Raw genomic sequence first — 14,272 nt, forward strand, 5'->3', positions numbered from 1 at the left:
ACGCTAGAGCCCGAACGCTCCGCCGTGGATGAGAATCGCGCAGCCGAGGACGATGAGGACGAGCGGGAACAGGACCCGCTCCCACCTCTCGAGTGCTTCGTCGATCCCGGGCCGCGTCGCCACGAATTTCGCGGCCGCGACTAACACCGCCACCATGAGCAAGAAGGTGACGCAATACAGCGCGACGGTGCGCGCACCCACGCTGAGAAACACCGGCACGTACACCCCGATGTTGTCGCCGCCATTGGCGAAGGTCACCGCCGCGACGACGAGGGGAGCGACCTTCGTGCCGTCGCCGAGCTCGTCGTCGTCCTCGCCACGCCACGCCTGCCACGCCGCGCGGATCCCCAGCACCAGGGGAATGAGGCCGAAATAGGGGATCGCGGAGGAGGGCAGGGCCCAGTGTGCACCGAGGGTGGCGAGCAGCGCCGCGGCAAGGATGGCGACGAAGCCCACGTATTGGCCGACGGCGATGCGTCGCGTCGTGCCGGGACGGCCCGCCCCGCGGGCGAAGAACAACGCCAACACGACGATGTCGTCAATATTGGTCACGGCAAACAGGCCGATGGCCTGCACAACAGTTGCCAGCATCAGCGCGACCGCCTCAGGAACATCGTCCGGACCCTAGTGGGGATCACGGTGGTGGCGGCCGCCGGACTGGCGTGCCTGTGCGCGGGCTCGGTCGGCGTTGCGCTTGGCGTCCTCGGTGGCCGCCTTACGTCGGCGGGCGCGCAGCAGCAGCCAGACGAAAGCAGCCACCAGGATAAGGGCAATGATGACGTAGACGACGTTGGAGTACTCGCCGACGTACTTCTCCACCAGGGTGTAGGATTCGCCCAGCCACACGCCCAGGGCGATGAGCAGCAGGTTCCAGCCGGCGGAACCCAGCGTGGTCCACAGCGAGAACTTCCAGATCGGCATCCGGTCAATGCCCGCCGGAATGGAGATGAGCGAACGCACGCCCGGGATGAAGCGGCCGAAGAACACCGACGCGGGCCCGTACTTATCGAACCAGTGCAGGGCCTTATCCACGTCCGACGGCTCCACCAGCCACATCCAGTCCGCGATGCGGCGCAGCCGCTCGGCACCTACCGCCGCGCCGACGCCGTACAGCGCGAGAGCACCGACGACGGAGCCGATCGTCGCCCAGATAAAGGTGGCGACGAAGCTGAGCGAGCCCTGGGAGACCGTGAAACCGGCCAGCGGGAGGACCACCTCGGAGGGAATCGGCGGGAAAAGGTTCTCCAAAAGGATGGCGATGCCCACGCCGGGGGCGCCGAGCACCTCCATGAGGTGCACGATCTTGTCAACGATTGCTTCCACGAGCGAGGTGCCTTCCTGTGTTGTTGGGGCGACGTGCGCCAGAAGATCAAACGACTACCTTAGGGGATATGAACCTCCTACTCAACATCATTTGGTTTATTTTCGGCGGGTTCTTCCTCGCTCTCGGCTACGTTCTCTTCGGCATCCTCGCGTGCGTGTTCATCGTCACCATCCCCGCTGGCGTCGCCAGCTTCCGGATGGCCAGTTACGCCATCTGGCCCTTCGGGCGCACCGTCGTCGAACCCGTGGAAGGCGTCGGCAGCTTGTCGACGGTGAGCAACATCATCTGGTTCATCGTCGCCGGGCTGTGGCTGGTCATCGGGCACCTGTCCACCGCCGCGGTGCAGTTCGTGACGATTATCGGCATCCCGCTGGCCATCGCGAACATCAAGATGATTCCGGTGACGTGCTTCCCCTTCGGCCGTCGCGTGGTCAGCAGCGACGCCATCCCCTACGGGTGGCGGCCCATGGTCAACCCCGACGCGCTCCCGCAGGAAATGCGCCCCCGGCGCTAGGCACAGGCCTTAGTAACACCGGGGGCGGTAGCGACAACTTCGCAGGTTAGCGCTTCGAGCGGTACCAGGAGATGAGCTCATCGGTGGAGGAGTCACCAGTATCGGGGGCCACCTCGCCAGCGACGGCCGGGGCCAGGTCATTAGCCTGCTGCTTGCCCAGCTCCACACCCCACTGATCGAAGGAGTTGATGTCCCAGATCACGCCCTGGACGAAGGTGATGTGCTCATACAGGGCAATGAGCGCGCCGAGGGTGAAGGGGGTCAGCTCCTCGGCGAGGATGGTCGTGGTGGGGCGGTTGCCCGGCATGACCTTGTGCGGCGCCAACTCGTCGGACACGCCCTCGGCCTTGATCTCGTCGACCGTCTTGCCGAAGGCCAGGACCTTGGTCTGGGCGAAGAAGTTGCCCATGAGCAGGTCGTGCATGCTGCCCTCGCCGGTGGCGGTGGGCATGTCGCCCTTCGGGCGGGCGAAGCCAATGAAGTCCGCCGGGATGAGCTTGGTGCCCTGGTGGATGAGCTGGAAGAAGGCGTGCTGGCCGTTGGTGCCCGGCTCGCCCCAGTAAATCTCACCGGACTGGGTGGACACGGCGGTGCCGTCGCGGCGCACGGACTTACCGTTGGACTCCATGGTCAGCTGCTGCAGGTAGGCGGCGAAGCGGGCCAGGTCCTGAGAGTAGGGCAGAACCGCGTGGGTCTGGGCGCCGTGGAAGTTGGTGTACCACACGCCGAGCAGGCCCATGAGCACCGGAACATTCTTCTCAAACTCGGTGGTGCGGAAGTGCTCGTCCATCGCGTGGAAGCCCTCAAGCATCTGCATGAACTCATTGCCGCCGATGATCGCCATGAGCGACAGGCCGATAGCGGAGTCCATGGAGTAGCGGCCGCCCACCCACTCCCAGAAGGGGAACATGTTCTTGGTGTCGATGCCGAAGGCAGCCACCTTCTCGGCGTTGGTGGACACCGCCACGAAGTGCTTCGCAACGGCAGACTCGTCGCCGTCGAACTTCTCCAGCAGCCAGCGCTTCGCGGCGTGCGCGTTGGCCAGGGTCTCCTGGGTAGTAAAGGTCTTCGAGGACACCACGAAGAGGGTGGACTCCGGATCGAGGCCGTCGAGCACGCTGATCATGTCCGCCGGGTCCACGTTGGAGACGAATTCGCCGGTGATGCCGGCGGTGGAGTAGCTGCGCAGCGCCTTCGCCGCCATCGCGGGGCCCAGGTCAGAACCGCCGATACCAATGTTGACGATCTTCTTGATGGTGTGCCCGGTGTGGCCCAGCCACTCGCCGGAACGCAGCGCGTGGGTGAAATCACGCATCCGACCAAGGACCTCGTGAACGTCGGCGGCGACGTCCTGTCCGTCTACCTGGAGATCCTCATCAACGGGAATACGCAGGGCGGTGTGCAGCACCGCACGATCCTCGGTGTTGTTGATGTGCTCGCCACCGAACATCGCCGCGCGGCGGCCTTCCACGTCGGCGGCCTTCGCAACCTCGATGAGGGCCGCGAGAACCTCCGCGTCGATGAGGTTCTTCGACAGGTCCACGTGCAGGCCGGCGGCGTCGAACGTCAGCTTCGAGGCGCGCTGCGGGTCCGCGGCGAAAAGCTCGCGGAGGTTGAGGTCCAACTTGGACTCGAACAGGGTGGAAAGGTTCTGCCAGGCGTCGGTCGTGGTGATATCTGCCATGAGAGATACACGCTCCTTTAGGGCTGGTTGTGCGAATAGTCGTATATCCCAATGTAGTCCGAAAGGCTGACAATGGGCCTGGGTTTTACACTGCGTCACCCCAACGAGACCGAAAAGGTGTGAGGTGGGTGACATTTCCTCAGGTCGCCGGTACAACGGGGATATGACCACATCGTCCTCGTCCTTCGACCTTGACTCCCTGCTCACCCGCGTTCCGCGTGGACTGTTCATCGATGGCGATTTCGTTTCAGCTTCCGATGGCGCCACCTTCGACGTCCTTAATCCATCCGATGGCACCGTGCTCGCCGCCGTCGCCTCGGCGAGCCACGACGACGCCCGCCGCGCCCTCGACGTCGCCTGTCGCGCGCACACCGCGTGGGCACGCACCGCCACCCGCAGCCGTTCCGAGATCCTCTACCGCGCCTATGAACTGATCCACGACCACGCAGACGAGCTGGCCTACCTCCAATCCGCGGAGCTCGGCCGGGCTCTCGCCGATTCCTCCGCGGAAGTCACCTACGCCGCGGAGTTCTTCCGCTGGTTTGCCGAGGAGGCCGTGCGGGTGCGCGGGGACTACCGGCCAGCTCCGGGAGGTTCGGGCAGGATCGTGGTCACCCACGAACCCGTCGGCCCCTGTCTGGCGATTACTCCCTGGAACTTCCCGCTGGCGATGGGCGCGCGTAAGATCGCGCCGGCCCTCGCCGCCGGCTGCACCATGGTGCTCAAACCGGCGTCGAAGACCCCACTGACCATGCTCTTTCTCGCGCAGCTGCTGCGCGACGCCGGGCTGCCCGACGGGGTCCTTGCCGTCGTGCCCACCGCCACGTCGGCGGCGGTCTCGGACCTGCTCGACGACGCCCGCCTGCGGAAATTCACCTTCACCGGCTCCACCGCGGTAGGCCAGGAGCTGGCCGCCAAGGCAGCTCGCCACTCGATGAAGACCTCGTTGGAACTGGGCGGAAACGCGCCGTTTATCGTCGCGGAGGACGCTGACGTCGACGCTGCCGCCGAGGCCGTCGCCGTGGCGAAGATGCGCGGCGCGGGGCAGGTGTGCATCGCCGCGAACCGGTTCCTCGTTCACGAATCCATCAAGGATGCCTTCCTTACGCGGGCTATCGAACACCTCAAGAGCTACCGGATCGGCCGCGGCACGGACCCGGAGGCGGACTACGGAGCACTATCCGGGCAGGATCAAGTGGATAAGGTTCGAGAGCTCGTCGACGACGCCCTCGTCCACGGCGGCGTGCGCCACCTGGGCGACAGCTTCCCGGACGGCCTGCCGGAACAGGGGTGTTACTTCCCGGTCACCGTGCTCAGCGACTTCGACGCTGATGCCCGCATCAACGACGAAGAGATCTTCGGCCCCGTCCTCGCCGTGCGCACCTTCGCCGACGACGAGGAGGCGCTTCGGCTCGCCAACGCCACCAGCTACGGGCTGGCCGCCTACGTCTTCTCGGAGAACCTCGCGCACGCGCTCACACTCGCCGAAGGCGTAGAGGCGGGCATGGTGGCCGTCAATAGGGGAGCGCTGAGCGACGCGTCGGCGCCCTTCGGCGGGGTCAAACAATCGGGACTCGGCCGGGAGGGTGGATTCGAAGGCATCCACGAATACTTGGAGCCGAAGTACATCGCGCTGCCCTAGTTAGGGCAGCAGTGGCGTCAGTGGCCGAGGCGGCCGCGTCCCAACCTCAAAAGGATTCCGGCGAGGTTGGGCCCTTCGTCGCCGAGCTCATCACGGAACTGGTTGATGATAGCCACTTCCCGATTGTGGACTAGGCGGGTGCCACCCGAGCCCATGCGGGTCTTGCCGATCGCCTTGGCAACCTCGGTGCGGCGCTTCACCGCGTCGAGGATGACCCGGTTGAGGCGATCGATCTCCAGCCGATACTGCTGGATCTCCGCATCCGATAGCGGATCATCCGTACCCGTTGGCATGCGCACCTCAAAGTCATTGGTCATGCGCTCGATTCTGCCACGACCCCGCCCCGTGGGGGAGAGTCGTGGCCTAAGGCGCTAGGTTGGCACCATGAGCATCGTCAAGATCAACGCCATCACTGTCCCCGAAGGCTCCGGCGACGTCCTGGAGCAACGCTTCGCCGCCCGCAAGCACGCCATCGACTCCCAGCCCGGTTTCGAGGGCTTCCAGCTGCTGCGCCCGGTCAAGGGCGAGGACCGCTACTTTGTGGTCACTCGCTGGGCAGATCAGGCGTCGTACGACGCGTGGTGGGCCGGCGAAGGCCGGGCGGCACACGCCCACGGCTCCGACGGCGCCGACGGTCAGCCCGCCCGCCGGCCGGTGTCGATGAAGGCTGAGTTGCTGGAGTTCGACGTCGTCCTGGACTCCCTCGACCAGTCCTAAACCATTCGAACATCCGTCGCTGGCCCACGGCTTCGTGTGCGGGCTGCGTAGTAGGTTGTTAAGCACTATGGCTACTTCCCACGCAGATCTCATCCAGGGCCTTAATCCCCAGCAGGCGGAGGCGGTCACGCACCTCGGGGCGCCGCTGCTCATCGTGGCGGGCGCCGGCTCGGGAAAGACCGCCGTGCTGACGCGGCGCATTGCCTTTCTCATCGCCACCAACGAAGTGGCGCCGTGGCAGATCCTCGCGATTACCTTTACGAATAAGGCCGCGGCGGAGATGCGGGAGCGGGTGGCGGCGCTCGTCGGTGAGCAGGCGGAACGGATGTGGGTAGCCACCTTCCACTCCGTGTGCGTGCGTATCCTGCGTCAACAAGCCCAGCTGGTCCCGGGCCTGAATACCAATTTCACGATCTACGACGCGGATGACTCCCGCCGGCTTTTGAGCATGATTGCCAAAGAGGCCTCCCTCGACCTCAAGAAGTTCACCCCTCGGGCGTTGGCGAATGGGATTTCCCAGTACAAAAACGAGTTGGTGAGCCCGGCGTCGGCCAGCGAGGCGGCACAGCAGACCCGCAACCCCTATGAGAACACGGTCGCGGAGGTGTATGCCGAGTACCAAAAGCGGCTGCGGGCGGCGAACGCGGTGGACTTCGACGACCTCATCGGCGAGGTCGTGCGGATCTTCCAGGAACATCCGCAGGTGGCGGAGTACTACCGACGGCGGTTCCGGCACGTGCTCATCGACGAGTATCAGGACACCAATCATGCGCAGTACCAATTGGTGCGCACCCTCGTCGGCGACGGCGCCTCGGCCAGCAACCTGTGCGTTGTTGGCGACTCGGATCAGTCCATCTACGCGTTCCGCGGAGCAACCATCCGCAACATTGAGGAATTCGAACGCGACTACCCACACGCGCGCACCATCTTGCTGGAACAAAACTATCGCTCCACCCAGACGATCCTCGACGCCGCGAATGCCGTCATTTCCCAAAACGACGGACGTCGAGAGAAAAACCTGTGGACCGAGCACGGCCAGGGCCACAAGATCGTCGGCTACGTCGCGGATAATGAACACGACGAGGCCCGGTTCATCGCCGAGGAAATCGACCGCCTTACCGATCACGGGCGCAGTTATAACGACATCGCCATCATGTACCGCACAAACAACGCCTCCCGCGCGCTGGAGGATATCTTTCTGCGCACCGGCATCGCCTACAAGGTGGTCGGCGGAACCCGCTTCTACGAACGACGCGAAATCCGTGACATGATCGCCTACCTGCGTATCCTCGACAACCCGGAGGATACGGTGAGCCTGCGTCGTATCGTTAACGTGCCCAAGCGGGCGATCGGTGACAAGGCGCAGGCCGTCGTCGCCCTGCACGCCGACAATCATGGAATCTCCTTCGGCTCGGCACTGCGCGACGCCGCTGCCGGGGAGGTTGCCGGGCTCAACACCCGCGCGCGCAACGCCATCGGCCGCTTCCTCGAGCTCGTCGACGGGCTTCGCCACCGTATGGATTCTCATCGCAACGAAGCCACCGGCATGCCGGATCTGGGCGAGCTCATTGCCGACGTACTTGATACCACGGGGTACCGCGCCGAGCTTGAGGCGTCGAACGATCCGCAGGACGGCGCCCGCCTGGAAAACCTCAACGAGCTGGTGTCGGTCGCGCGCGAGTTTTCCTCCGAAGCCGCTAACCAGATCGCCTACGCGGAGATGGACGGCGGAGAATTCGAGCCGGAGGAAGGAGAGGCACTACCCGGTTCCCTCCAGGCCTTCCTGGAGCGAGTGTCGCTGGTGGCGGATGCGGATCAAATCCCCGAGCACGACCAGGGTGTGGTCACGCTCATGACGCTGCACACCGCGAAGGGCCTGGAGTTCCCCGTGGTGTTCCTCACCGGCTGGGAGGACGGCCAATTCCCCCACCTGCGTTCGCTGGGGGACCCGAAGGAGCTCTCCGAAGAGCGACGCCTGGCGTACGTGGGCATCACCCGCGCCCGGGAACAGCTTTATCTCACTCGGGCGCTGCTGCGCTCATCGTGGGGCTCGGCGGTGACTAATCCAGCTAGCCGTTTCCTCAGCGAGATTCCCGAGCATCTTGTGGAGTGGCGTCGCCTCGAGCCGGAACCTGCAGAGGCAGACGTCTGGGGCACCGCAGCGTGGCCGGGCGGCGGTACGCGCTACGCAGCCGGTGCCGAGCGACAGCGACGCTTCACCCCGCGGCGAGCCGACGTGACCCGGGCACCCCGGGCGGGCGCTGCCCGGTTGTCGCTGTCGGTGGGGGACCGCGTCAACCACGAGAAGTATGGCCTGGGCAAGGTCACCGAGATGTCGGTGGTGGCAGGCAAAGACTTCGCCACGATCGACTTCGGCCGGGCCGGTGTGGTTCGGCTCATGGTGATGCCGAACCTGCCCATGGAGAAGCTCTAGGGCTCGTGGCGGAAACCGAGGCTACGCCTGCAGCGCAGCCTCCATGGAGATGCCCTGCTGCTTAAACCAAGGGACAGGGTCGACGGCGGTGGTGCCATCGGGGCGGATCTCGAAGTGCAGGTGCGGGCCGGTGGAGCGGCCCTCGTTGCCGATGTACGCGATGACCTGGCCGGCTTCGACGCGCTGGCCGACGGAGACGTCCCACTGCGCCATGTGTCCGTAAACGGACTTCTCACCACCGTCGTGCTTGATGACAACCCAGTTGCCGAAGCCGGAGGCGGGCCCGGTGGCGATGACGGTGCCGTCCATGACGGCGCGGATGGGCGTGCCGATGGGGTTGGCGATGTCGATGCCGTAGTGGAAGCGGCCCCAGCGAGGGCCGAACCCGGAGGTGAAACGGCCGGTCGTGGGGAAGACGACGGTCCGGCCGTCGGCGGTCTGACCGATGTTGGCGGGGCGGTCGTTAGCGATGGCGAGGGCCTCGTTCTCCTCGTCGACCTCGTCGCGCTCGATGGTGGCCTCGGACTCGGTGGGGGTCACGCTGCGGTAGTCGGTAGCAGTCTCAGCGGCGCTCGGCGAGGTCTGGTTAGCAGAGCTCGGGGAATCCGAGTACGCACTCGTCGGCGTGGACGGCGAGGAAGGGGCAGAAGGTGCGCCGGGGCCGTCGGCCTGAGAGACGTTGATGGCGGCGGCGATGCCGGCAGCACCGCTGACAAGGTCGTTAGCGGTGATGCCGGAGGGGGATTCGGACGCGGTCTGGAGGTCCTGGGCCGCCTCTGCGACGGCTCCGAGGTCGATGGTGATGTCCTGGGCCGACGCGGCCGCAGGGTTGGTGATGACGCCGAGGCCGACGGCCGTAGCGGCGACGCTACCGGTGAGGCGGCGGGTGGTCAGGGTGCGTTTCATGAAGAGATCAGAATCCTTGCCAGTTACTGGTGTTAATAATGTGGCCAGTGTGGCGACACGTTAAGTGAATCTAGCGTCTCCACCGGCAGATTTCAACAGCTCGAACCCTTCACAAGTGTCTATGAGCGCCCGTGGTGGTGACGGTGTGTGGGCATAGCAAAACCCCTTCTCGCAGGAACTGCGAGAAGGGGGAGATACGAGAGAAGGGGGGAGATACGAGAGAAGGGGAGCGCGGCGGCTTACAGCCCGATGCCGCGCGCGGCGAGCCACGGAGCCGGATCGACGGCGCCCATGCCGGCCGGGTGAATCTCGAAGTGCAGGTGCGGGCCCGTGGAGAAACCGCGGCTACCCATACCGGCGATGAGCTGGCCGGCGGCAACCCGCTGGCCGACACCAACGTTGAGGGTTTCCATGTGTCCGTACACGCTCACCGAACCGTCGTCGTGCAGGATCCGGATCCACTGGCCGTAGCCCTGAGCCGGACCAGAGTCGATGACGGTGCCGTCCATGACCGCGAAGATCGGGGTACCCACGGCGTTAGCGATATCGATGCCGGCGTGCATGGCGCCCCAGCGCATGCCGAAGCCGGAGCTCAAAATGCCGTTGGCAGGTTTGGCCACCTTGCCGCCGGCGAAGCTCGACAGCTGGGCAGCCGGATCGACGCTGGAGAACGCGAGGGAGTGCTCCGTGGCGGCGTCGATGGCCTTGGTCAGCTGCAGGTCCAAGCCGGCGACGGGCTTGTACTCGGCCAGAGCCAGGGTCTGCGGGGCGGAGCTGCCAGCGGGAATGGCGTCGGTCAGGCCGGTGAGCTCGATCTGCGGGGCAACGGTCCCGGCCTGTGCCGGGGTCTCGGCGGTTGCGATAGCGGCGCCGGCGCCGGCCACGGTGGCAGAGGTGATGGCAACAAAGGCAACGCGGCCAGTGGTGGACTGCAGCGTGCTGGACTTGCGATGCTTTCCAGCTACCTGGCACTGGCTGCTCTTGCCCATGAGGTGTGTCCCCTTCTAGCGCGTTAGTGTCACCTGCTCTGTGATGGAGCCGTGACCATCTCGTTATCTACGAAGAGTCACAGTAGTGTCTCGGACGCGTGTGTGCAAGTAATACGAGCACTTTCTTTGCGTCGCCAGAAAACCAGTGTGGACTGACACAACTGAACCCATGACCGGAAGTATCGTAGCGCGCCGGAGCAGGTGCGCAAACCCGTCGGCCCTTCGTGGCACAGTAGTACTCGATGAGCACTAACACCAGCCCCAAATCCCGACTGTCGCGCCGCAGTACCGTCCGCCGGAATCAGGCCCGCGCAGGAGGCGACGCCACCGCCGCCGGCGCCCGCCCCACCACCATCGCGGGCAAGCTCAAGCGTTACCTGCCTGCCGTGGGCCTAGCGGTCGCGGGCCTCCTCATCGCTTTGCTTGTCCTCGTCGGCGCCGTCGCCATCGTCACCCGTCCGACCGCGGCCACCGTCCCGGCGGCCCTCGGCCAGCTATGGCTGCTGGCCCATGCCGTGCCCATCACCGTCGACGGCACGACGGTTGGCGTGCTGCCGCTGACCTTCCCGCTCATCGTCATCGTCGTCATGGCCCAGCGGGTGCGGACCATCGTTCGAGCCAAGGTGAGCGTCGTCGACCTTGCGGTTATCTTCGCTTGCGTCCTGATCCTGCCCTTGGTGCTCAGCATCGCTGCCTGGGCGCTCTTGGATGCTCGTCCGGGTGACTTACCCGTCACGGCGCCGCTATTGGCGATTGTGGTGGGACGAACCCTGCTCATTCACCTCATTGCTGCGGTGTGGGGCGTCGGCGGTCCGCTCACCCGTGCGGTGGCCCAGCGCTACGGTCTACCTGGCGACGTCGTGGACGGCTGGCTCGACGCGACTCGCTTCCTGCGCTGGTTGAGCCTGGCGGGATTGGTGTTTCTTGTTGTCCTTGCTGCCGTGAACTACCAGCAGCAGATCGATGCCTTCCACGCCTACCCGAAGCTGAGCGCCGGGGCGGTTGCCGGCGTGATTGCGGTCACGCTTGCTTACCTACCCAACGCGATCGTCGGTGGGGTCAGCGTTCTGCTCGGAGGGGACGTGACCATCGGTCCGGCGATGGTGTCGCTGTTCGGTATTCATCTGGTGGCGTTGCCGCCGATGCCCCTGTTCGCGCTGATCCCCGCCTCGGTGCCGTCGTTCGCGTCAGTCCTTGCCTTGATCTCTGCACTGGTGGCGGCATGGGTCGCTGCCTCGGTTCGGCCGGGATTCGTGCGCGCTGTCAGCGCGGGAGTCGGCGCGGCAGTCATGTGGATGGCGGTGAGCTACCTCGCCTCTGGGGTGATGGGGGAGTACGGCTGGACCGGCCCCACGTGGTGGCTTGCCCCAGCACTTGCCGGCGCGTGGTGCGGCGGGTTGGCGCTCGCCGCAGCGCTGGGCTTGGTGCTGTCACAGCGGCTGCGAGGACCGGGCACATTTATCGAGCAGCCGACAAATCACGAACCGGCGCCTGAAGCCAGCACTGACACCGACGACGGTGTCGTCGACGGCGTTGAGCAGCCAGCAGAAGAAGCGCCGCAGAAGAACGCGGGCGACGACGCTGACGCCGACGAGGACGCCGAGGAACAGGCTGACGCCACGTCGGTCGAGGCCGGGCCCGCCACCGTCGCCACCGACGACGCCACCGACGAGGACGCCGACGAGCCTGCAAAGGCAGACGCCACCGACGAGGACGCCGACGAGCCTGCAAAGGCAGACGAGGCGGACGAGGACGCGCCGAGGGAACCGGAAGAACCAACGACGGCGGACGAATCCCACGACGATAAGCCCGCCGGCTAAGGTGTAGTGCGTGGTCTCACCGTTGACGTCGAATGATCCGTCCCCAACTGATCCCGCCCAGGTCGCCGGCCAGCCGACGCGCGTCGTCGTCCTAGCCTCCGGTTCGGGCACGCTCCTCCAAGCCATCCTCGACCACCAGGACGAGCGCTATCGCGTCGTCTCGGTCATCGCGGACGTGCCTTGCGAGGCGCTGCAACGCGCCGAGCGGGCCGGTATTCCCGCGCACCGCGTCGCCCTCGGGGAAGACCGTGGGGAATGGAACCGTCGCCTCGCCGATACTGTTGCAGCGGCCGCCCCGGACCTCGTGGTGTCAGCCGGGTTCATGAAGATCCTGGGCCCCGCCTTCCTTGACCGCTTCGAAGGCGTCACGATCAACACCCATCCGGCGTTGCTGCCGTCGTTTCCTGGCGCCCACGCGGTGCGTGACGCCCTTGCCTACGGCGTGAAGGTCACCGGCTCCACGGTGCACTTTGTGGATGGTGGCGTCGACACGGGCCGGATCATCGCCCAGGAAGCAGTGGCGGTTCACGGTAGCGACGATGAGGCCACGCTGCATGAGCGCATCAAATCCGTCGAGCGACGCCTCATTGTGGAGGTGCTGCGCACAGCGGTAGTGGATAAGGACACCAGAAAGGTACACATCGACCATGAGTGACGAGCGCAAGCCCATCAAGCGCGCTTTAGTGAGCGTCTTCGACAAGACCGGTTTGGAGGAATTGGCGTCGGCACTGCACGAGGCCGGCGTCGAGATTGTCTCCACGGGATCGACTGCTCGAGTGATCGCTGAGACCGGCGCCCCCGTGACCGAGGTGTCCCAGCTCACCGGGTTCCCCGAGTGCCTGGAAGGGCGCGTGAAGACGCTGCACCCGCGCGTGCACGCCGGGATTCTCGCCGATACCCGCAAGGCCGATCACCTGAACCAGCTCGCGGAGCTGGGCATCGACGCCTTCGAACTCGTCGTGGTGAACCTGTACCCCTTCGAGGACACCGTGGCGTCCGGGGCCGACTTCGACGCCTGCGTGGAGCAGATCGACATCGGCGGGCCGTCGATGGTTCGCGCCGCCGCGAAGAACCACCCGTCGGTGGCGGTGGTGACGAATCCGGCCGGCTACGCTGACATTGCCAACGCCCTCAAGGAGGGTGGTTTCACCCTGGAGCAGCGTCGTCGGCTGGCCGCTGAGGCCTTCGCCCACACCGCCCGCTACGACGCTGCGGTGTCCGCCTGGTTCGCTGAGCAGCTGGGCACCGAGGCCGACGAGGCCGGCGCAGAGGACGTAGCCGACGCAGAGTTCGCCTCCCGGCCGCTGCGTTACGGCGAGAACCCCCACCAGAGCGCCCACTTGCTGCCCAACGGGGAGCCGGGCATTGCCGCGGCCACCCAGCTGCACGGCAAGGAGATGAGTTACAACAACTACCAGGACGGGGACGCCGCGTGGCGCGCCGCGTGGGACCACGACCGTCCCTGTGTGGCCATCATCAAGCATGCGAACCCGTGCGGTATCGCGGTGTCGGAGGAGTCCATCGCCGACGCTCACCGCAAGGCCCACGCCTGCGACCCGCTCAGCGCCTACGGCGGCGTCATCGCGTCCAACCGGGAAGTGACCGCTGAGATGGCGGACACGGTCAAGGACATCTTCACCGAGGTCATCATCGCCCCGTCCTACACCGACGAGGCGCTGGAGCTGCTCAAGACGAAGAAGAACCTGCGCGTGCTCGTCGCCGAGCGCCCCGAGATGAGCTACGAAACCCGTCAGATCTCCGGCGGCACCCTGGTGCAGGAGCGCGACTCCTTCCAGGCCGAGGGCGACGACCCTGCGAATTGGCGTCTCGTAGCCGGCGAGGCGGCCGACGACGCCCTTCTCGCCGAGTTGGAGTTCGCGTGGCGATCCGTGCGCTGCGTGAAGTCTAACGCCATCCTCATCGCCCGCGACGGCGGCACCGTCGGCGTGGGTATGGGTCAGGTCAACCGCGTGGACTCCGCGAAGCTAGCCGTGGAACGCGCGAACACCCTGGCCGGTGACGTGCGCCGTACTGACGGTGCGGTGGCCGCTTCCGATGCTTTCTTCCCCTTCGCTGACGGCTTCGAGGTTCTCGCCGCCGCCGGCGTCACGGCGGTCGTCCAGCCGGGCGGCTCCATCCGCGATGAAGAGGTCATCGAGGCCGCAAAGAAGGCCGGCGTCACCATGTACCTCACCGGGGCACGCCACTTCGCGCACTAAACGGAGAGCCCACCTCTCAAAAG

General features: G+C 65.8%; 13 protein-coding genes. 7 read left to right on the top strand and 6 right to left on the bottom strand.

Going from position 1 to position 14,272, the window contains the following annotated elements; all coding sequences use genetic code 11:
* Positions 1 to 3 precede the first annotated feature (3 nt).
* Positions 4 to 594, bottom strand: a complete 591-nt coding sequence (locus CUTER_RS03265; protein WP_047259221.1) for a cadmium resistance transporter — start codon at positions 592 to 594, stop codon at positions 4 to 6.
* Positions 595 to 624: 30 nt separating this feature from the next.
* Entirely contained in the window at positions 625 to 1,323 is a 699-nt protein-coding gene (locus tag CUTER_RS03270) for a DedA family protein (protein WP_082121243.1), read from the bottom strand.
* 68 nt (positions 1,324 to 1,391) lie between these two features.
* Here CUTER_RS03270 and CUTER_RS03275 point away from each other — a divergent pair, with 68 nt between their 5' ends.
* Positions 1,392 to 1,838 (top strand): YccF domain-containing protein, encoded by a 447-nt coding sequence (locus CUTER_RS03275; RefSeq protein ID WP_047259222.1) that lies wholly within the window; start codon positions 1,392 to 1,394, stop codon positions 1,836 to 1,838.
* Positions 1,839 to 1,884: 46 nt separating this feature from the next.
* Here CUTER_RS03275 and pgi read toward each other — a convergent pair whose 3' ends face one another.
* Positions 1,885 to 3,522, bottom strand: coding sequence for a glucose-6-phosphate isomerase (gene pgi, locus CUTER_RS03280; protein WP_047259223.1), 1,638 nt, complete (start codon positions 3,520 to 3,522; stop codon positions 1,885 to 1,887).
* 163 nt (positions 3,523 to 3,685) lie between these two features.
* On the opposite strand from pgi, the gene CUTER_RS03285 reads away from it, so the two are divergent.
* A complete protein-coding gene (locus CUTER_RS03285; RefSeq protein WP_047260557.1) occupies positions 3,686 to 5,164 on the top strand; it encodes an NAD-dependent succinate-semialdehyde dehydrogenase in 1,479 nt (492 codons plus the stop codon).
* 17 nt (positions 5,165 to 5,181) lie between these two features.
* Here CUTER_RS03285 and CUTER_RS03290 read toward each other — a convergent pair whose 3' ends face one another.
* The gene (locus CUTER_RS03290; RefSeq protein WP_047259224.1) at positions 5,182 to 5,481 is read right to left on the bottom strand and encodes a chorismate mutase; all 300 of its coding nucleotides are present in this window, start codon (positions 5,479 to 5,481) and stop codon (positions 5,182 to 5,184) included.
* Positions 5,482 to 5,548: 67 nt separating this feature from the next.
* Here CUTER_RS03290 and CUTER_RS03295 point away from each other — a divergent pair, with 67 nt between their 5' ends.
* Positions 5,549 to 5,881 (top strand): antibiotic biosynthesis monooxygenase family protein, encoded by a 333-nt coding sequence (locus CUTER_RS03295; protein WP_047259225.1) that lies wholly within the window; start codon positions 5,549 to 5,551, stop codon positions 5,879 to 5,881.
* Positions 5,882 to 5,948: 67 nt separating this feature from the next.
* Positions 5,949 to 8,315 (top strand): DNA helicase PcrA, encoded by a 2,367-nt coding sequence (gene pcrA, locus CUTER_RS03300; protein WP_047259226.1) that lies wholly within the window; start codon positions 5,949 to 5,951, stop codon positions 8,313 to 8,315.
* A 21-nt stretch (positions 8,316 to 8,336) separates the two neighbouring features.
* Here pcrA and CUTER_RS11245 read toward each other — a convergent pair whose 3' ends face one another.
* The gene (locus CUTER_RS11245) at positions 8,337 to 9,221 is read right to left on the bottom strand and encodes a M23 family metallopeptidase (protein WP_047259227.1); all 885 of its coding nucleotides are present in this window, start codon (positions 9,219 to 9,221) and stop codon (positions 8,337 to 8,339) included.
* A 239-nt stretch (positions 9,222 to 9,460) separates the two neighbouring features.
* Positions 9,461 to 10,210, bottom strand: coding sequence for a M23 family metallopeptidase (locus CUTER_RS03310; RefSeq protein WP_047259228.1), 750 nt, complete (start codon positions 10,208 to 10,210; stop codon positions 9,461 to 9,463).
* 242 nt (positions 10,211 to 10,452) lie between these two features.
* Here CUTER_RS03310 and CUTER_RS03315 point away from each other — a divergent pair, with 242 nt between their 5' ends.
* From CUTER_RS03315 to purH, 3 genes are read left to right on the top strand one after another with little or no spacing between them, the layout of a single operon-like run.
* Positions 10,453 to 12,030, top strand: a complete 1,578-nt coding sequence (locus tag CUTER_RS03315) for a cell division protein PerM (protein WP_047259229.1) — start codon at positions 10,453 to 10,455, stop codon at positions 12,028 to 12,030.
* Positions 12,031 to 12,040: 10 nt separating this feature from the next.
* A complete protein-coding gene (gene purN, locus CUTER_RS03320; protein WP_169747317.1) occupies positions 12,041 to 12,685 on the top strand; it encodes a phosphoribosylglycinamide formyltransferase in 645 nt (214 codons plus the stop codon).
* Positions 12,678 to 14,249 carry a bifunctional phosphoribosylaminoimidazolecarboxamide formyltransferase/IMP cyclohydrolase gene (purH, locus tag CUTER_RS03325; RefSeq protein ID WP_047259230.1) on the top strand — a complete coding sequence of 524 codons (1,572 nt, stop codon included), beginning with the start codon at positions 12,678 to 12,680 and terminating at the stop codon, positions 14,247 to 14,249. The genes purN and purH overlap by 8 nt, the downstream gene beginning before the upstream one ends.
* Positions 14,250 to 14,272: the final 23 nt, after the last annotated feature.

The sequence above is a fragment of the Corynebacterium uterequi genome, from assembly GCF_001021065.1.
GTDB classification, from domain to species: domain Bacteria; phylum Actinomycetota; class Actinomycetes; order Mycobacteriales; family Mycobacteriaceae; genus Corynebacterium; species Corynebacterium uterequi.